Source organism: Brucella tritici (assembly GCF_008932285.1).
Taxonomy (GTDB): Bacteria; Pseudomonadota; Alphaproteobacteria; order Rhizobiales; family Rhizobiaceae; genus Brucella; species Brucella tritici.
Genome location: NZ_WBVY01000003.1, coordinates 392,062 through 410,978, shown reverse-complemented (window position 1 = coordinate 410,978; position 18,917 = coordinate 392,062). Strand labels below are relative to the sequence as shown.

The window sequence follows — 18,917 nt, the reverse complement described above, 5'->3', positions numbered from 1 at the left end:
AAGGAAATCAGTCCACTGGACTGATTTCTGATCCCGCTTGACTCTTGCCTCGCTCGATTCAATACTAGAACATATAGAGAACAAAAGATGGAATCTAGACGTGAGCGGCATCGACATCGCGGCGCTGCGGCGCATGGTTACGACCATTGAAGGCAACGATCCGCAAGACAGTTTTGCAAATCAGGGACAAACGGGCTTCGGGCGGGCGCGCAGTTTCACGCTCGGCCTTGCCGGGGCGGATGCCGCCTTTCCGCATGGCCTTGCAGGCGACGCGCTGCATGAGGTTTTTGCCGAAAACCCCGGCGCGCATATGGCCGCGACCGGCTTTGCGCTCGCCTTTGCCGCCCGTGCGGCAGAACGCGCCGCAGAGCCTCGTCGCCCGATTATCTGGATCGAGGAAGAAAGCGCTGCAAGTGAATATGGCGGGCTTTATCCGCCGGGACTTCATGCCTTCGGGATCGATCCGTCGCGACTTCTGATCGTGCACTGCCCCACGGCACAGGATGTGCTGAAAGCAGCAAACGATGCGCTGGAAGCCGGAAGCGGCGGCAAGGCTTCGCATCTTGTTTCCGGTGTCGTCGCCTCGGTGACAGGCCAGCCGAAATGCCTCGACCTGACCGCCTCGCGTCGTCTGCTTCTGGCAACAGAAACCGCGCAACTGCCCGTCATCCTGCTCCGGAGCCACCGGACAGGCGTGCAGAGCGCGGCCGTCAGCCGCTGGCGGGTGGCGCCCGCGCCGTCCCGTTCAAGCGGAGCGAACGCACCCGGCAAGCCTGTCTTTTCGGCGGTTCTGGAACGCAATCGCCACGGCACATGCGGGCAATGGATCATGGAATGGAACAATGAAACCCAGGAATTTGGTACAAGAAAACGGGATGGCAGAACGTCTGTTTCTCGCCCTCTGGTTTCCGTTTCTGCCGACCGACCGGCTTCGCAGCAGCACTCCGCCTGATGGTAAACCGCACCTGCCTTTGGTTGTGACCGAACGCACGGCCAATGCGCTGCGCCTGACAGCAGTGGATGCCGGAGCGGCAAAGCTCGGCCTTTTTCCCGGCATGGCGCTAACGGATGCGCGCGCCCGCGTGGAAAGGCTTGAAGTGGCAGCGGCAGCACCGGGACATGATGCGGCATTGCTCAAGCGTCTTGCCCATTGGTGCGAACGCTACACGCCGCTTGTCGCCTTCGATGAGCCGCATGGGCTGATGCTCGACATAACCGGCTGCGCGCATCTTTTTGGCGGGCTCGACGCCATGCGTGCCGATGCAATCCGGCGTCTGGAACGGGCCAGGCTTGGCGTACAGGCGGCGATTGCCGATAACAGTTTTGCCGCGCGGCTTCTGGCACGGGGAACGAAGGGCGGCGTCTTCAGCAGGACAGAGGCCGACCGCTTGCTTCCCCGCCTGCCGCTCTCCGCGCTTGAACTGACGCAAGCTGCGGAAACCGGCCTCAAGCGCGCCGGATTGAAACGCATCGGCGATGTGATGGGGCTTCCGCGCGCTGCCCTCACCGCCCGCTTCGGCACCGATCTTGCCACCAGGCTCGACCGGCTGGCGCGGCAGGAGCGCGCGCCGATTTCCCCCATGCGCATCATGCCGCTCAGTACCGTCGAGCGCCGCCTGTCAGAGCCGGTTACCGCAATGGAACTGGTCGAACGCATCTTGCAGGAGCTGGCGCAGGAGCTTTTTGCGCAGCTTGAACCGGAGGACAAAGGCGCGCTTCTGATTGAAGCCTCCTTCTTCCGCGTCGATGGCGAAGTGCGTCATATCCACATCGAAACCGGCCAGCCCTTGCGCAACGACAAGGTTTTCCTGCGCCTTGCGCGTGAAAGGCTCAACGCCTTGATCGACCCGCTCGATGCCGGTTTCGGCTTCGACATGATCCGGCTGGCAGCGCTGCGCAGCGCGGCAATCGCCCAGCGCCAGACGGGACTCGACCAGCATGAGGAAGATGAAGCGGGGTTTAGCCAGCTTGTCGACCGGCTTTCGGCGCGGCTTGGACAGAACCGCGTTCTCGTTTCCTTTTCGCGCAACACGCATATTCCTGAACGGGCCTTCGGCCTGCGCCCTGCCCTTCACACGGATGGCAAGGGCGAAGCCTATTATGAAAGCAGCAGGACGCTTCCCAACGACCCACCTGCGCGCCCCATAAAACTGTTTCGCCCGCCACAGTTGATCGAAAGCGTGGCGGAAGTGCCTGACAGTCCGCCTTCGTTCTTCCTGTGGCGGCGGGTGCGCCATCATGTGCGCCTTGCCGAAGGACCGGAAAGGATCGAACCGGAATGGTGGCTCGCAATCGGTCACACGGTTCCGGAACTGCGCGATTATTACCGGGTGGAAGACGAGAACGGCCAGCGCTTCTGGATTTTCCGCGAAGGCCTTCATGACGGCGCCAATCATCCGCGCTGGTTTCTGCATGGACTGTTCGCGTGATGGCTCCTTATTTTGAAATGGCTGCTGCCAGCAATTTCTCCTTCCTGTGCGGTGCGTCGCATCCGCAGGAACTGGTAGCGCGTGCGCATGAGCTTGGCCTGTCCGGCATCGGCATTGCCGACCGCAACACGCTGGCCGGTGTGGTGCGGGCACATGCGGCATGGAAGGATTTTCGCGACAAGAACGATTTCCGGCTTTTCATCGGCTGTCGCCTGTCCTTCACCGACGGCACGCCGAATATGGTCGTCTATCCGCGTGATCGCGCTGCCTATGGGCAATTGTGCCGCCTGCTGACGGAGGGCAAGGTACGCGCCGCCATCAAGGGCGAATGCCATCTCGAATGGAGCGACCTGCTGTTTCGCGCCCGACAGTTCCAGATCGCTGTCTTTCCGCCTGACGAAGACAGACCGGATTTTGCCGCACGCCTGACGGAGATTGCACAAGCTGCCCCCGGCTCGGTCTGGCTGGCGCTTGCCATGCCGCATCAGGGCCATGACGCACGCCGGGCCGAACGTATCGCCCGTTTTGCAGCCGAGGCCAATGTACCGCTGCTCGCCACCAATGACGTGCTTTATCATCATCCCGACCGCCGCGCGCTTCAGGACGTACTGACGGCAACCCGCCACCACACGACTGTTTTCGCAGCCGGGCAGCTTCTCGAAAAGAACGCCGAACGCCACCTGAAACCGCCCAAGGAAATGATGCGGCTGTTCCGCGACTACACTGAGGCCGTCGAAGCGACCGCCGATTTCGTCGCGCCCATCACCTTCCAGCTCGACGAACTGAGCTATGATTATCCCGACGAGCCGGTGCCCCCCGGCAAGACGCCGCAACAGCATCTGCATGATCTCACCTGGGAAGGTGCCGCCCGTCATTACGGCGCTAACAGCATACCGCCGAAGGTACAGGCGCTGATCCACAAGGAACTGGCGCTGATCGAAAAGCTGCAATATGCGGCCTATTTCCTCACCGTCTATGACATTGTGCAGTTTGCAATTTCCAAGAAAATTCTGTGTCAGGGGCGTGGTTCGGCCGCCAATTCCGTCGTCTGCTTCTGCCTTGGCGTCACCGGTGTGGACCCGACACAGGTTGACCTCCTGTTCGAGCGCTTTCTTTCGGTGGAGCGAAAGGAGCCACCGGATATCGACGTCGATTTCGAGCATGAACGGCGCGAAGAGGTGATGCAATATGTCTATAAGCGCTATTCCAGAGATCGTGCGGCCATTGTCGCAACCGTCATCAGCTATCGGTCCCGCAGCGCCATTCGCGATGTCGGCAAGGCGCTGGGGCTGACTGAGGATGTGACGGCAGCGCTCGCCAATACGGTCTGGGGCATATCGGGCGGCGGCATCGACAAGCAGCATATCAGACAGGCGGGGCTTGACCCCGACAATCCCATCATCCGACGCGCGGTGGAACTGGCCATCACGCTGATCGGCTTTCCGCGCCACCTGTCGCAGCATGTCGGTGGTTTCGTTCTGACCCGTGATCGACTGGACGAGACCGTGCCCATCGGCCCGGCAGCGATGGAAGACCGCTCCTTCATCGAATGGGACAAGGACGATATCGACGAGGTGGGGCTGATGAAGGTCGATGTGCTGTCGCTCGGCATGCTCACCTGCATCCGCAAGGCCTTTGATCTCATTCACCAGCACAAGCCGGAAAAATATGATGGCAAGAAGCTGACGCTAGCGACCGTGGAGCAAAAAGACGAAGCCGTGTACGACATGCTGTGCAAGGGGGATTCGCTCGGCGTGTTTCAGGTGGAAAGCCGCGCCCAGATGAACATGCTGCCGCGCCTGCGCCCGCGTGAGTTCTATGATCTCGTCATCGAGGTCGCCATCGTGCGGCCCGGTCCCATTCAGGGTGACATGGTCCATCCCTATCTGCGGCGGCGAAACAATGAGGAACCCTGCACCTTGCCATCGCCAGCGCCGGAATATGGGCCGCCCGACGAGTTGCTACAAATTCTCGGCAAGACCAAGGGCGTGCCGCTGTTTCAGGAACAGGCGATGCGTATTGCCATGGAGGCTGCAAAATTCACACCGGATGAGGCCAACCAGTTGCGCCGCGCCATGGCCACTTTCCGCAAGATGGGCACCATCCATACGATGGAGACAAAGATGATCGAAGGCATGGTCAATCGTGGTTACGACCGGACCTTTGCCGAAAACTGCTTCAACCAGATCAAGGGTTTCGGCGAATATGGCTTTCCCGAAAGTCATGCGGCAAGCTTTGCGCATCTGGTCTATATTTCTGCGTGGATCAAGTGCCACCATCCGGAAGTGTTCGCCGCCGCACTTCTGAATTCCCAGCCCATGGGTTTTTATGCGCCCGCCCAGATTGTGCGCGATGCCCGCGAACATGGTGTGACGGTGCTGCCCGTCGATGTGAACTTCAGCCAATGGGATAATATTCTGGAGGATACGCTCGATATTCGACCGGCGCTCCGGCTCGGCTTCCGCCAGATCGACGGGTTTTCCAAACGGGACACCGAACTCCTGATTGCCGGCCGGCAGGAGCCTTACCGTACCATCGAGGACATGCATCGACGGCTCCGGCTCGACCGGCGCGCCTTCACGCTTTTGGCAGACGCCGATGCCTTCGGCTCACTCGATATCGACCGCCGCGCAGCACTGTGGGCCGTGCGCCGTCTGCCCAATGACGAAACGCTGCCGCTGTTCCGCGCCGCCGCAGCCAGCGAACTGGCGGAGGAACCGCGCACAAAACTTCCTGAAATGGCCGCGTCGGAACATGTGATTGCCGATTACGAGACGACGCGGCTCTCGCTGAAAGGGCATCCGCTGCAATATCTGCGCGAGGGTCTGGCGGCGGAAGGCGTTTCAACCTGTCGTGCGGTGCAGGAAGGCGCCGACGGACGCCGCATGAAAGTGGCGGGCGTCGTCACCGTGCGCCAGCGCCCCGGCAGCGCCAAGGGCGTGGTGTTTCTCACCATCGAGGATGAAACCGGCATCGCCAATATTGTCGTCTGGTCGAAGATCATGAAGGCGTTTCGCCGCGAAGTGATGGGTGCGCGGCTGATCCATATCGAAGGTCGCCTCCAGCGCAGCCCCGAAGGGGTCGTGCATCTGGTGGCGTCAAAGTTGCAGGATCGTTCGGCAGCACTGATCGAGATGAGCGGACGCGAAGCGCAGCGCCTCGTCGCTCCATCCCAGATGGCGCATCATCCGCGGAATGTGAGGATCATGCCGAACTCGCGAGACTTTCATTGAACAATCACGCGCTCCGAAGCCCGTTCGCTATTTTGGCCATTTGCAGACCGTCAGAGCCGAAATAGAGCGGGCTTCAGTTCCATGCGCCAACGAAAAACACAGCACAATAATGCAGTGCCGCGCCCACCACGACAAAGCCGTGCCAGATGGCATTCTGAAATCGCAGGCGCTCCCAGACATGGAAAATCACACCCAGCGAATAGACCATCCCACCGGCTGCAATCAGCCAGAAAACGGCTGGCGGCAGCGATTGCACCATGGTGTCATAGACCATGACGCCGCTCCAGCCGAGCGCCAGATAAAGCAGAATCGACAGCCGGTCGAAACGCCCCGGCATGAACAGTTTCAGCATGATGCCGACAAAAGCCACGCTCCAGACGAAGAGAAGCAGCGGCAGAGCGCGGTCGCCCATATGCATGGCAAAAGGCGTGTATGTTCCGGCGATCAGAAGATAGATCGCCGAGTGGTCAAAACGGCGCAGGAACCATTTGGTCGGCGAAACCGGCCAGATATTGTAGACAGCCGAAATTCCAAGTGCTGCCAGAAGGCTCGCGAGATAGACTCCCGACGAAATCGAGGTCGCCGCAGGCATGTTCGGCAGGAAATAGATCAGCATGGCAATGGCACCTGCAAGCGCCAGCCCGACACCCAGAACATGGATGACGCCATCGGCCCACAATTCGGCCCGGTCATATTTCCATTTGACTGGATGAGGCAGTCTTACATTCATGAAATTTCCCTGTCGTCGGTTCCAGAGCGCGTTTCGATCTGATTGGGTCAGATCGGCGCTCTAGTCCTTTGTTTTAACGCGCATCTTTTCCGAAAACCGTTTCACACTTTTCGGGATGCGCTCTCAACAGGAAACTGCCATCACTTTGCAGCGTCAAGATGACAGTTAGTTTATTGCCCCGCCGGTGCGTAGGAAGCCTGAATAGGAGCGACGCCGGGGAGCGGTGCTGCCCCGCCTTCCGGCAAGGATGCCGGCTGGATGGAAGCGGCTGCGTCACGGGTCGGTCCGCTGCGCTTCCAGCGTCCGTCGAGGCCGGTTTCCTGCAACAGTCCCTTGCGCTTGGCATCGTAATAATAGCCGCGCGCATAATAGCGGACTGCCTGACTTTCATCACCGCCTGCAACCTTATAGGCACCGGACAGATAGCGAACCGCATATTTCAGATTGGTTTCCGCATCGAGCAGGCCCTTGGCCGCGCCCGTATAACCCATGCCGCGTGCGGTCGGATGGCTGATCTGCATCAGGCCCCAATAGGGTCCGTTGCGGGCACCCGGATTGAACCGGCTTTCGCGATGCACGACCCGGCGCACAAGGCGTTCCGGTACGTCATAGGCGACGGAATATTTGGTAATCAGCGCATCGAGTTCTTCCGGTGCATGATCCGGTGTCTCAAACGCCATATTGGCGGCAACGGATGCCGGCGAAGCGGCAGCCTGCGCACCCGCATAGGCCATCATCGGTTCGGACTGGCCACGAATGCCGGGAATGGGAACAACGGCAGGCAGAACCGGATCGGAAGGATCGGTCACGGCTGCGACGGTTTGCGTTCCGGCAACCGCGTCTGCATCGGCAGTCGCCGTGCCTGCAGCATTGGCCGTGGCACTGGCAGCACTGCCTGCTGCGGAAGCAGTCTGGCTGGATGCATCGGTCTGCGTGATCAAAGCCGTTTTCACGGGCTTGCCGTCATTGGTTGTATTGCAGGCGCTGAGCGCCACGGCACAACCAAGAAGCATGAGGCCCTTGCGGACCAGATCAGCGGATGAAGAAGAGGAAAGCGCGTAACGCATGACCGGACCCGTTCTCAGGAATCGAAATCTTTTTCGATGCGTTTTTCAAGCTCGACCAGATCTTCAGGCAGAGGCAAACCACTGGCCCGCAGCGCATTGAGCTTCTCGCGAACCGTTTCACGGATTTCATGAGCGTCTTGCGGCTGATTCACCATTTGCTCGAAAAGCAGCGCAATTTCCGCCTTGATGTCCTCGAATGCCATCCAGATCCTCTTGGCTTTACGGGCATCGGAAAGCGCCCGTTTCAGTCAATATTCTTTCGGTCGATGAGGATCATGTACCATGCAAAAGACGGCAAACGGAAGCGCTAAACGTCGGGGCGTGGCCAAAATGAATATTTCAAATGGTAACAAAAAGATTAACGCACTCACACAATGCCTGGCAGCATCATATCTACCGCATTGAAATCCAAAGCGAAAATCCCAAGATCATCGAAGTCCAGACCGCCATTTGGATCGAAGAGATAAATGCTCATCCAGACGAGCGCGATCACGAGCAGAATTGCCAGAATCATCAGAATCAAAAGGCGTCGCCCGAGCGCGGTCTTGCGACCCGCTCCTTCCGGCGGCTGTTTGGCCATAGTCAATTGCTGCCTTGTTCAATCGTCATTGGTCGCGTTCAGTTCATCCGGCGGTGTGCCGTGTTCGGGCTCTGCCGACAGATAGCCCTCGCGCACCAGCCATTTGCGCAGGATCAGCGTCGTCGCCTCGGTCTGGTTGAGACCGGGATGCTTTTCGGCGATGAAGCGCTCCAAAGCGTCATGCACGTCATCGGGAAGATAGATGCTCATTCATGCTCCTCCACGTGAAGAGAATCAGATCACGGTAACGGTGAGGGTTGCCACGCCGTCGACCTTGCCTTCCAGACGGTCGCCGCGCTTCACCGGTCCAACGCCCGCAGGCGTACCTGTAAAGATAAGATCGCCGGGCTGCAGCTCAAAGAGCGAAGACAGGTAGGAAATGGTTTCCGCCACCTTCCAGATCATCTGGTTGAGGTCGCCCGACTGGCGGGTTTCGCCATTGATGCCGAGCGAAATCGCAGCCTTTTCCGGGTGGCCGATTTCCGACACCGGCACGATGGCCGAACAGGGTGCGGAGTGCTCGAAAGCTTTTGCGACTTCCCACGGGCGCCCGGCCTTCTTGGCCACGGCCTGCAGGTCGCGGCGCGTCATGTCGATGCCAACGGCGTAGCCATAAACATGGTCCAGCGCCTTTTCGACAGCAATGTCGGTGCCGCCGGCCTTCAGCGCCACCACCAGTTCGATCTCGTGATGTACGTCTTCGGTCTTCGGCGGATAAGGGAAATCACCGCCTTCGATCACGAGGCTGTCCGGATTCTTCTGGAAGAAGAAAGGTGGATTGCGGGTCGGATCGCCACCCATTTCGATGGCGTGATCGGCATAGTTCTGGCCGACGCAATAGATGCGATGCACGGGAAAGCGCGCGTCCGTTCCCTTCACAGGCAAAAAAGGCTGCGGGGGCGGCGCAAAAACATAAGTCGTCATGGGGAACTATTCCGGTCGGAAACTGATGAAGCGATTTTTGCCATCATGCAGACGCAAGCGCATCGCCGCAACCCTTGAAAGGCGCAATTCCCTGTTATCGCCCGTCCGAGACCACGACAAAATCCGCCTTGCGCGACTGCGCCACCACGAGTTCGGCATTGGGAATGTCGTTGGAAAGGGCGCGGTTTCGGGCGGTTTCGACATCGAAGCCGAAGCCGAGCCAGCGTTCTATCAGGCGACGCTCCAACTCTGCAAAGGGCACATCCAGATAGATCGTCATGTCGAAAAAGGGCGCAAGCTGCGCCCATGGCTGCCGATCAAGCAGCAGATAATTGCCTTCGACGAGAAGCACGCGATGCTCGGGGCCAACCACGGATGCGGCAGCGCGCGAAAGCTCCAGAGAGCGATCAAAGACCGGAATGAAGATTTCGCCCTCTGCCTGTTTCAGGCGCTGCAGCAACACTGCAAACCCGGCGCAGTCGAAAGTGGGCGGCGAACCCTTGCGGCTCAGCAATCCGCGCTGATCGAGAATCCCGTCATCAAGATGAAATCCGTCCATGGGCACGACGATGGACGGCGTTTCGCCGCCCTTGTTGATGGCATGGAACAGATAATCGGAAATGGTGGATTTCCCGGCTCCCGGCGGGCCAGCAATGGCCACGATCAGGCGCCCGTCGGCTTCCGCCAGCCGCGCAAGAATTTCCGATGGCAAGGCTTCGCGCTCAATAGGCGTCATGTCCGGTTTCCGTGATTCGTCCCGCCACCTTATCAGAAGCTTAAGCCGCTTCCTTCGGCCTCATCGCGCCGGTCATCAGCGCCACGGCATCCGACATGGAATATTCCTTCGGGTCGATGACCGTCAGGCGGCGTCCAAGCCGGTGAATGTGGATGCGGTCCGCAACCTCGAACACATGCGGCATGTTGTGCGAGATGAGCACGATGGGCATGCCGCGCCGCTTCACGTCCTGAATGAGTTCCAGCACGCGGCGCGATTCCTTGACGCCAAGCGCAGCGGTCGGCTCGTCCATGATGACCACCTTGGAGCCGAAGGCGGCGGCACGCGCCACCGCAACGCCCTGACGCTGGCCGCCCGAAAGGGTTTCCACCGCCTGCCCGATGTTCTGGATCGTCATCAGGCCCAGTTCGGACAGTTTTTCGCGCGCGATCTTTTCCATCGCACCGCGATCCAGCATGCGGAACAGCGAGCCAAGCGGCCCCTTGCGGCGGATTTCACGACCCAGAAACAGATTGTCGGCGATGGAAAGCGCAGGCGACAAAGCAAGGTTCTGGTAGACCGTCTCGATGCCTGCCTGCCGTGCTTCCATCGGCGAATGAAAGCTGACCGGCTTGCCGTCGAGCAGGATTTCCCCCTCGTCTGGCTTGATCGCGCCGGACAGCGCCTTGATGAGCGAGGACTTGCCTGCGCCATTGTCGCCGATGACCGCGAGGATTTCGCCCGGATAGAGGTCGAAATCAGCATGGTCGAGAGCCGTGACGCGACCATAGCGCTTGACCAGACCTTTGCCAGACAGAACAGGCGTGGTGTTCGTTTTCATGCGGCAGCCTTTCTGATCCACTGGTCGATGGCGACGGCGGCAATGATAAGAACGCCGATCAGGAGATAGGTCCATTGCGGATCGGTGCCCCACAGGCGCAGCCCCAGCGAAAACACGCCCACGATCAGCGCGCCGAACATGGTGCCGAGAATGGAACCGCGCCCGCCGAAGAGCGAAATGCCGCCGATCACCACGGCGGTGATGGATTCGATATTGGCGAACTGGCCTGCGGTCGGCGATACCGAACCCAGACGGCCGATCATCGCCCAGCCTGCGAGCGCGCAGATGATACCGGCCAGCACATAGACCGACATGAGGATAGGCTTGACCGAGACGCCGGAAAGCTGTGCCGCTTCGGGATCGTCGCCAATGGCATAGACGTGCCGTCCCCAGGCGGTGTGGTTCAGCACATACCAGAACAGCAGGACCAGAAGCACCATGGCAATGACGCCATAGGTGAAGACCGCGCCGCCAATGCGAATGCTCTCGCCAAAGAATTGCAGGATCGGTGCCTCAGCCGTGATTTCCTGCGCGCGGATCGTCTCATTGGCGGAATAGAGGAAGTTGGTGGCGAGGATAACCTGCCACATGCCGAGCGTCACGATGAAGGGCGGCAGGCGGACATAGGCCACGAGAAAGCCATTGATGAAGCCGCACAGCGCGCCGGTGGCAAAGCCGCACAGAACGGAAAGTTCGGCGGGAAGCCCATAGCGGAAGGTGAACTGGCCCATCACCACCGATGACAGGACCATGATGGCGCCGACCGAAAGATCGATACCTGCCGTCAGGATCACAAGCGTCTGCGCCACGGCGATAATGCCGGTGATGGCGACCTGTTGCAGAATGAGCGTCAGCGCAAAGGCGGAGAAGAACTTGCCGCCAAGCGTGATGCCGAATACCAGCAGCGACAGGACGAGCACGATTAGCGGCACGGCAGCGGGATTGTGGTGCAGGAAATTCCGCATCCGGTAAAGCACCGACTGGTCACCCGCATCGAAGGAAGCGACATCAGCCGCACTCTGCGCCAGCGTCTTTTCATAGTCCTGCATAGACGGTTTTTGTGCAGCGGAAGCCGCCTGTGGCTCACTCATGTCTGTCTCCTGCCTTCACCTGCAGAAAGATCCGGCAGACCTTCCGATCTGCCGAACCTGAGTTTCAGAAAAGGCTCAGCCCCAGCACTTGTCGAGTGCGGTCTTCGTGTCGATGGACGGAACGCCTTCGACCGGCTTGTCGGTGACAAGCGACACGCCCGTATCGACGAAGTCCTTGCCTTCGGTCGGCTTCGGCTTTTCACCCGTGTCGGCGAACTTCTTGATCGCCTCGATACCGAGTGCTGCCATCTGCAGCGGATATTGCTGCGAGGTCGCGCCGATAATGCCTTCCTGCACGTTCTTGACGCCGGGGCAGCCACCATCGATGGAGACGATCAGCACATCCTTTTCGCGACCGACGGCCTTCAACGCCTCATAGGCACCGGCAGCGGCAGGTTCGTTGATGGTGTGGACGACATTGATGTTCGGGTCCTTCTGGAGAAGGTTTTCCATCGCGCGACGTCCGCCTTCTTCATTGCCGTCGGTCAGGTCGCGACCGGCAATGCGCGGATCATCCTCGTCACCAAGCTTGGTCTTGTCCTTCGGATCGATGCCGAAGCCGGTGGCAAAACCCTGATCGCGCAGAACATCGACGCTCGGCTGCGATGCTGTGAGGTTGAGGAAGGCCACATGCGCATCCTTGGCCTTGTCGCCAAGCGTTGCCGCCGCCCATTTGCCGACCAGCTCACCAGCAAGGAAATTGTCGGTGGCGAAGGTTGCATCAGCCGCATCGGCAGGCTCAAGCGGCGTATCGAGCGCGATGATGAGCATGCCCGCGTCGCGCGCTTTCTGGAGCGACGGCACGATGCCCTTGGTGTCGGATGCGGTGATGAGAATGCCCTTGGCGCCATCGGCGATGCAGGTTTCGATGGCAGCTACCTGGCTTTCGGAATCGCCGTCGATCTTGCCTGCATAGGTCTTGAGATTGACCCCAAGCTCCTTGGCCTTGGCGATGGCGCCTTCCTTCATCTTGACGAAGAACGGGTTGGTATCGGTTTTTGTGATGAGGCACGCGCCGACATCGGCGGCATTGGCCGAACTCAATGGAATGGCGGCAGCGCCAAGCGCGAAGGCAGCAAAGGCTGCCGACAGAACTGTCTTCTTCATGGACTCCTCCCAGATTGAAACCGGTCCTCTTCCCCCGGCGGAAGAGAAGCAAAACACGGCTTCAAAACAGAGTCAATTAATAAATCCACTTGATTTATTAATATGCTGTGTCACTCTGGAAGACGGAGGAGAGAGGATCGAAAGAGGCAGGCACCGAGCCCGCTGCCGCGCCGCATGATCGGTCTTAGAGACTGAATCAAAAAGCGGCAGGCCGAGGCGAAAATGGTGATTTTCGAGTACCGGAGCGGAGCGCACTTAAAGCTACGTGAGCACCGGAACGTAGAAAGGCGCCATTTGCAGACCGGCATGGTGACTTTTGGAGCAGGCTCTTAAGCGATTGTTTTTATTTCATATCCCTTGCAAGGAGGGCTTTTTCTCCTTCGATGGTTGGTTTAGGAATTCCGGCATTCCATGGCTGCATTTCAAGATTGCATTCCATGGCACGGAATCTGGGAGAGGCTATGGTCAGGCATAAAGTTGAAGGCGAACCAGACAGCGGGTCTGCCGACACGCTGTCTGGCACTCTTTCCGGCACACTTTCTGGCACTCCGGGGCCTGCCATGCTGCAATTTGCCGGGCCGGGCGCGAGCGTCAATCGCGGTTCAAACCAGATCGGCGTGCGTGCCTATAATGAGCGGCTGGTTCTGGCGCTTGTGCGCCGACATGGCGCGCTCGCCCGCGCCGACATTGCCCGCCTGACCGGGCTTTCGGCGCAGACGGTTTCCGTCATCATTCGTGCGCTGGAAAAGGACGGCCTCATTACGCAGGGCGAACGGGTGCGCGGTCGTGTCGGCCAGCCTTCCATGCCGATGCGCCTTGCCGCCGACGGGGTTTTCTCCTTCGGTCTCAAGATCGGGCGGCGCAGCGCGGAAATCATCCTGATGGATTTTCTGGGTGCGATCCGCGAACGGCGGCACATTACCTATCGCTGGCCTGTGCCGGGTGAAATCCGCCGCTTCGCCCTCGATAGCGTCGCTGCTTTCACGGCAGCGCTCGAACCGGCCAAGCGCGACCGCATTGCGGGGCTCGGCATCGCATTGCCCTTCGAATTGTGGAACTGGGTCGAGGAAGTGGGTGCACCTGCCGAAGATCTCGATGCATGGCTTGGCGCCGATCTGGTCAGCGATTTCGCCAAGGCGTTTTCGTTTCCGGTCTTCGTGCAGAATGACGGAACGGCAGCTTGCGGCGCGGAACTGACCTTCGGCCGCGGGCCTGAATTCACCGACTTCGTCTATTTCTTCATCGGCTCGTTCATCGGCGGCGGTGTGGTGCTGAACAACACGCTCTATCCGGGCCGCACTGGCAATGCGGGCGCGCTCGGCTCCATGCCGATGCGGATGCGCGGCACGTGGGAGCGCGGCGAAACCTTGCAGCTCATCGATACGGCGTCGTTGTTCGTCCTCGAGCGTATGCTGCAGGAGCGGCATCTGCCCTCCGACGATCTGTGGCTTTCACCGGAAAACTGGCGCAACTTTGGCACTCCGCTCGACGAATGGGTGGCGCTTGCCGCACGCGGGCTGGCCCATGCAACGGTGGCAGCCGCCTCCGTCATCGACTTTCCCGCCGCCGTCATCGATGGTTGGCTTCCGGGCAATGTGCGCCACCGCATCGTGGAAGCGACCCGCGTGGAGCTTTCATGCCTCGACTTGCAGGGCCTGCGCGCGCCGAAGATCATCGAGGGCAAGGTTGGTGTCCATGCCAAGGCGATGGGCGCGGCAAGCCTGCCGCTTTCCAACCGCTATCTGTTCGACCAGAGCGTCCTGTTCAAGGATGCAGGCTAGAACCCTTGATGGCCTTGTCGATATCCTTCTTGGGGCCATAAAGCGCAAGGCCGACCAGATCCGGTGCGTCGGCATTTTCAGCCTTGAATACAGCGCGGTTGGCAACGTCATGCCCGGTCTCAAACATGGCGCGCACATAGGGCGCACGGATAAGATCGCGCTGGATCGATTGCTGCCATGCCCGTTGCAGGACGTCCGGTGTTGCTGAGAAGATCAGCATCGGCTGGCCGAGCAGACGCGTATGCTTGCGGCCTGCCGCATCCTCATAAGGATCGCCCATGGCGTGCGGCACAGCGCCGGATATGCCGGTTGCGATGAAAGCGGTCACGTTCAGCTTCTGCCAGACAGGCAGATCGTGCAGGACAAGAATGGCTACTTTTGTATCGAAGATCATGAGCTTTTCCTCTTTTCGAGGACAGGCCTAACGGCTTTTCATCGCGATTTCTGGAACGTTTGTGCGTCCCTTGCGATAAGCGGCAGGCGTCATGCCATAGGCGCGGCGGAACCAGCGCCCCATATGGCTCTGGTCGGCGAAACCGCTGAGCGCGGCTGCTTCCGCTGGCGCCACTTTTTCGCGCAACAGGCGCCGTGCTTCGGCAAGGCGCAACTGCACCAGACAGGCATGTGGCGAGGTGCCGTATTCACGCCGGAACCCGCGTGAAAGCTGGAAGCGGTCGGCGGCCCCAACCGCTTCCGCCAGTTCATCGAGGCCGAACTCCTCGTCGAAGCGCGCCCGCAGATAGTCCATCGCGCGTGCTGCGACCGGATGCGGAGCCGACCCTTTTTCTGTCACGTCCTGTCCAAGATGCCGGGCCAGATGTCGGCCAAGATGGTTCGTCACCTGATCGCGGCAGTCTTCAATCATCAGGCGCGGCGCTTCGAGGAAGATTGCCTCGCAGGCGCGGGCGACCGCATGAAACAACTGTCCGTCATCGGCCAGCGTTTCGCGAAAGCCGATATGCGCATCATTGCCGCCCATTGCGCTTCTGACCAGTGATTGCGGCATATAAAGCATGTTATAGGCAAAACCGTCCGCCGCGACCGCCTGCCCGTCATGGCGTTCGCCCGGCTCGATGAGAATGACCCGCCCCGGTGTGCTCTGCCGCCGCCTGCCCCGGCAGAAAAAATCCTGCACGCCCGCATGGGTCACGCCGACGAGCCATTCGTCATGAAAATGCATGTCATAGGCATGGCTGTGAAAACGGGCCGCCACGGCTTCCAGGCCGGTGGTATCGTCGCGTTTCAGCCGCATCACATCGCGCGGGCCATTGATGGGGCGAGCATTGTCGGTCATGGCAGAATTTGTAGCATGGCCAGCGACAACCACACAGTTTGTTATTTTCAATCAATAAGTTTGATCTATGTTGTCTTGCAATGACCGCAAATGCCAACACATTGACTGCTTAATTCATTTAATCGAACGGGAAAGATATGACCGTCAAGACAATCGCCACCACGCCATACCAGGACCAGCAGCCGGGCACTTCGGGCCTGCGCAAGAAGGTTCCGGTTTTCCAGCAGCCCAATTACGCTGAAAACTTCATCCAGTCGGTTTTTGACGTGCTGGAAGGTTTTGCCGGCAAGACGCTCGTGGTCGGCGGCGACGGACGCTATTATAACCGCGAAGTGATCCAGAAGCTCATCAAGATCGCCGCCGCCAATAGCTTCGGGCGCATCATGGTGGGTCAGGGCGGCATTCTTTCGACGCCTGCCGCCTCCAACATGATCCGCAAATACAAGGCTTTCGGCGGCATGATACTTTCGGCAAGCCACAATCCCGGTGGCCCGAATGAAGATTTCGGCATCAAGTACAATATCGGCAATGGCGGACCGGCACCGGAAAAGATCACCGAGGCGATCTTCGCCCGCTCCAAAGTGATCGACCATTACAAAATTGCCGATGTCACAGATGTCGATATCGATAAGATCGGCACGAGCCGGATCGGCGATACCGAAGTCGTCATCTTCGATCCCGTTACCGATTATGCCGAACTGATGGAAAGCCTGTTCGACTTCGACGCCATCCGCGCCATGATCAAGGACGGCTTCGGTCTCAAATTCGATGCCATGCATGCGGTGACCGGGCCTTACGCCAAGGAAATCTTCGAGCGTCGTCTCGGCGCGCCGGAGGGCAGTGTCGTCAATTTCGTGCCCCTGCCGGACTTCGGCGGCCATCATCCGGACCCGAACCTGGTCTACGCCAAGGATCTCTATGATCTGCTGATGTCCGACCATGCGCCGGATTTCGGCGCGGCTTCCGATGGCGACGGTGATCGCAATCTCATCATCGGGCGCGGCCTCTTCGTCACGCCGTCCGATTCGCTCGCCATGCTGGCCGCCAATGCGCATCTGGCGCCGGGCTACAAGGACAGCATCAAGGGCATCGCCCGTTCCATGCCGACAAGTGCTGCCGCCGACCGCGTGGCTGACAAGCTCGGCATCGGCATGTTTGAAACACCGACGGGCTGGAAGTTCTTCGGCAATCTGCTCGACAACGGCAAGGTCACGATTTGCGGCGAGGAAAGCTCCGGCACCGGGTCCGACCATGTGCGCGAGAAGGACGGCCTGTGGGCCGTGCTGCTCTGGCTCAATATTCTGGCGGTGCGCAAGCAGAGCGTGAAAGACATCGTCGAGGAACATTGGGCGCGTTTCGGGCGCAACTATTATACCCGCCACGACTATGAAGCCGTCGATTCCGATATCGCCAAACAACTGGTGGCCGATCTGCGCAACAAGCTTGCAAGCCTGCCCGGCACGACCGTCAATGGTCTCACAATCGAGAAGGCTGACGACTTCGCCTATCACGATCCGGTCGACGGCTCGATCAGCGAACATCAGGGCATCCGCATCTATTTCCCGGATGGCGGTCGTGTGGTGCTGCGCCTGTCCGGTACGGGCACATCCGGCGCAACGATCCGCATCTATGTCGAGCGCTATGAGGCAGATATAGCCCGGCACAATCTCGACACGCAGGAAACGCTGGCCCCATTCATCGAAGCGGCAGAACAGATCACGCAAGTGAAGAAGCGCAGCGGGCGGACGGAGCCGTCGGTGGTTACTTGATTAGGGCAGTAGGGCAGTAGGGCAGTAGGGCAGTAGGGCAGTAGGGCAGTAGGGCAGTGAAGGATATGGTCGGCGCGGTCATCCGCAATCAAAACATATTCCCCTACTCCCCTATTCCCTTAACATAATGCCTTACTGCCCTACTGCCGTAACCCCTTACCCTTTAATCAAAGACAATCGCCGGCGCTGGCCTGCCGGCCCCCTTGCCGCCCTTCATGTTGTCCCAGACCTTGCGGGCGATCTCGCGATAGATTTTCGCGTGTTCGCTGTCCGGTTCATGGACGGTGATCGGCGTGCCCGCATCCGAATAGGCGCGCACATCCATATGCAGCGGCACTTCGCCCAGGAACGGCACATCGAGACGTTCCGCTTCCCTGCGCGCGCCGCCATTGCCGAAAATATCGTAGCGCGCGCCGGTGTCGGGCGCGATGAAGTAGCTCATGTTTTCGACAATGCCCAGAAGCGGGACATCCACCTTGCGGAACATGTTCAAGCCCTTGCGTGCGTCGATCAGCGCCAGATCCTGTGGTGTCGAAACGACCACGGCACCCGCCAGCGGCACCTGCTGAGCCATGGTGAGCTGTGCGTCGCCGGTGCCGGGCGGCATGTCGACCACCAGAACGTCGAGCTCGCCCCAGGCCACTTCGCGCAGCATCTGCGTCAGCGCCGACATGACCATCGGCCCGCGCCAGATCATCGGGGTTTCCTCATCGACCATGAAGCCCATGGACATGACCTTGATGCCGTAATTTTCCATCGGCTTCAGGATGCGGCCCTCGACCGTTTCCGGACGACCGGAAAGGCCGAGCAGGCGCGGCATGGATGGTCCGTAAATATCGGCATCGAGAATGCCAACCTTCAGCCCGTTGGCGGCAAGACCCAGCGCCAGATTGACCGCCGTGGTGGACTTTCCGACACCACCCTTGCCCGATGCGACGGCAATGATCGCGCCCACGCCCGGTATGCCGGGCTTCGTCGCCGCGCGCTGCGGCGGCGCGGGATGGCGGTGCTGCGCCGGGGCGGCTGCAGGTCTAGCTTGGGGTTTTGGCGGTGGCGGGGCATCGTCGCTGGTGCGTCCGCCCTTCTTTTCGGCGGTAAGCGTGACCAGCGCGCCGGTGACACCCGGAATTTCCTTCACGGCCTTTTCCGCGGCAAGCCGCATCGGCTCCAGCGCATCGGCGCGTTCTGCCGGAACCGTGATGGAGAAGAAGACCTTGCCGTCGGCAATAAAGATATCCGACACCAGTCCGAGCGACACAACATCGCTTTCGAAATCCGGTCCCGTCACGGCCTTCAGCCGCTCCTGAACCTGTTCGCGTGTTACGCTTGCCATTTCACAGCACCAAGAGGGTAAGG

General features: G+C 59.9%; 18 protein-coding genes. 5 read left to right on the top strand and 13 right to left on the bottom strand.

Annotated features, from left to right (window positions below):
• Positions 1–100 precede the first annotated feature (100 nt).
• From F9K94_RS11825 to F9K94_RS11815, 3 genes are read left to right on the top strand one after another with little or no spacing between them, the layout of a single operon-like run.
• A complete protein-coding gene (locus F9K94_RS11825; protein ID WP_151645806.1) occupies positions 101–952 on the top strand; it encodes an ImuA family protein in 852 nt (283 codons plus the stop codon).
• Positions 888–2,429 carry a Y-family DNA polymerase gene (locus F9K94_RS11820; protein ID WP_151646422.1) on the top strand — a complete coding sequence of 514 codons (1,542 nt, stop codon included), beginning with the start codon at positions 888–890 and terminating at the stop codon, positions 2,427–2,429. Before F9K94_RS11825 ends, F9K94_RS11820 begins: the two co-directional genes overlap by 65 nt.
• The gene (locus tag F9K94_RS11815; RefSeq protein WP_151645804.1) at positions 2,429–5,662 is read left to right on the top strand and encodes an error-prone DNA polymerase; all 3,234 of its coding nucleotides are present in this window, start codon (positions 2,429–2,431) and stop codon (positions 5,660–5,662) included. The genes F9K94_RS11820 and F9K94_RS11815 overlap by 1 nt, the downstream gene beginning before the upstream one ends.
• Before the next feature lie 73 nt (positions 5,663–5,735).
• On the opposite strand, the gene trhA is transcribed toward F9K94_RS11815, so the two are convergent.
• From trhA to F9K94_RS11765, 10 genes are all read right to left on the bottom strand, one after another.
• Complete coding sequence (trhA, locus tag F9K94_RS11810; protein ID WP_010657882.1) at positions 5,736–6,392, bottom strand: PAQR family membrane homeostasis protein TrhA; 657 nt, start codon at positions 6,390–6,392, stop codon at positions 5,736–5,738.
• 170 nt (positions 6,393–6,562) lie between these two features.
• The gene (locus F9K94_RS11805) at positions 6,563–7,459 is read right to left on the bottom strand and encodes a lytic transglycosylase domain-containing protein (protein WP_151645802.1); all 897 of its coding nucleotides are present in this window, start codon (positions 7,457–7,459) and stop codon (positions 6,563–6,565) included.
• Between the two features lie 14 nt (positions 7,460–7,473).
• A complete protein-coding gene (locus F9K94_RS11800) occupies positions 7,474–7,662 on the bottom strand; it encodes a hypothetical protein (RefSeq protein WP_061344759.1) in 189 nt (62 codons plus the stop codon).
• A gap of 164 nt (positions 7,663–7,826) precedes the next feature.
• A complete protein-coding gene (locus tag F9K94_RS11795) occupies positions 7,827–8,039 on the bottom strand; it encodes a hypothetical protein (protein WP_151645800.1) in 213 nt (70 codons plus the stop codon).
• An 18-nt stretch (positions 8,040–8,057) separates the two neighbouring features.
• A complete protein-coding gene (locus tag F9K94_RS11790) occupies positions 8,058–8,249 on the bottom strand; it encodes a ribbon-helix-helix domain-containing protein (RefSeq protein ID WP_061344757.1) in 192 nt (63 codons plus the stop codon).
• 24 nt (positions 8,250–8,273) lie between these two features.
• Positions 8,274–8,963: a fumarylacetoacetate hydrolase family protein gene (locus F9K94_RS11785; RefSeq protein ID WP_151645798.1), complete on the bottom strand. Its 690-nt coding sequence runs from the start codon at positions 8,961–8,963 to the stop codon at positions 8,274–8,276.
• A gap of 94 nt (positions 8,964–9,057) precedes the next feature.
• Entirely contained in the window at positions 9,058–9,699 is a 642-nt protein-coding gene (locus tag F9K94_RS11780; RefSeq protein ID WP_151645797.1) for a nucleoside/nucleotide kinase family protein, read from the bottom strand.
• A gap of 40 nt (positions 9,700–9,739) precedes the next feature.
• Entirely contained in the window at positions 9,740–10,519 is a 780-nt protein-coding gene (locus F9K94_RS11775) for an ATP-binding cassette domain-containing protein (protein ID WP_010657875.1), read from the bottom strand.
• Positions 10,516–11,610, bottom strand: a complete 1,095-nt coding sequence (locus F9K94_RS11770) for an ABC transporter permease (protein ID WP_151556604.1) — start codon at positions 11,608–11,610, stop codon at positions 10,516–10,518. The genes F9K94_RS11775 and F9K94_RS11770 overlap by 4 nt, the downstream gene beginning before the upstream one ends.
• A 75-nt stretch (positions 11,611–11,685) precedes the next feature.
• Positions 11,686–12,717 (bottom strand): sugar ABC transporter substrate-binding protein, encoded by a 1,032-nt coding sequence (locus tag F9K94_RS11765; RefSeq protein ID WP_151645795.1) that lies wholly within the window; start codon positions 12,715–12,717, stop codon positions 11,686–11,688.
• Between the two features lie 461 nt (positions 12,718–13,178).
• Here F9K94_RS11765 and F9K94_RS11760 point away from each other — a divergent pair, with 461 nt between their 5' ends.
• Positions 13,179–14,498: an ROK family transcriptional regulator gene (locus F9K94_RS11760; protein WP_151645793.1), complete on the top strand. Its 1,320-nt coding sequence runs from the start codon at positions 13,179–13,181 to the stop codon at positions 14,496–14,498.
• Here the strand turns inward: F9K94_RS11760 and F9K94_RS11755 are convergent.
• A complete protein-coding gene (locus F9K94_RS11755) occupies positions 14,482–14,892 on the bottom strand; it encodes a DUF2000 domain-containing protein (RefSeq protein WP_151645791.1) in 411 nt (136 codons plus the stop codon). The two genes, F9K94_RS11760 and F9K94_RS11755, sit on opposite strands and share 17 nt — an antisense overlap.
• Positions 14,893–14,919: 27 nt before the next feature.
• On the bottom strand, positions 14,920–15,792 hold the full coding sequence (locus F9K94_RS11750) for an AraC family transcriptional regulator (protein ID WP_151645789.1): 873 nt from the start codon (positions 15,790–15,792) through the stop codon (positions 14,920–14,922).
• A gap of 137 nt (positions 15,793–15,929) precedes the next feature.
• Here F9K94_RS11750 and F9K94_RS11745 point away from each other — a divergent pair, with 137 nt between their 5' ends.
• Complete coding sequence (locus tag F9K94_RS11745) at positions 15,930–17,561, top strand: alpha-D-glucose phosphate-specific phosphoglucomutase (RefSeq protein WP_151645787.1); 1,632 nt, start codon at positions 15,930–15,932, stop codon at positions 17,559–17,561.
• A 163-nt stretch (positions 17,562–17,724) separates the two neighbouring features.
• Here F9K94_RS11745 and apbC read toward each other — a convergent pair whose 3' ends face one another.
• Positions 17,725–18,894 (bottom strand): iron-sulfur cluster carrier protein ApbC, encoded by a 1,170-nt coding sequence (apbC, locus tag F9K94_RS11740; protein WP_061344750.1) that lies wholly within the window; start codon positions 18,892–18,894, stop codon positions 17,725–17,727.
• Positions 18,895–18,917 lie beyond the last annotated feature (23 nt).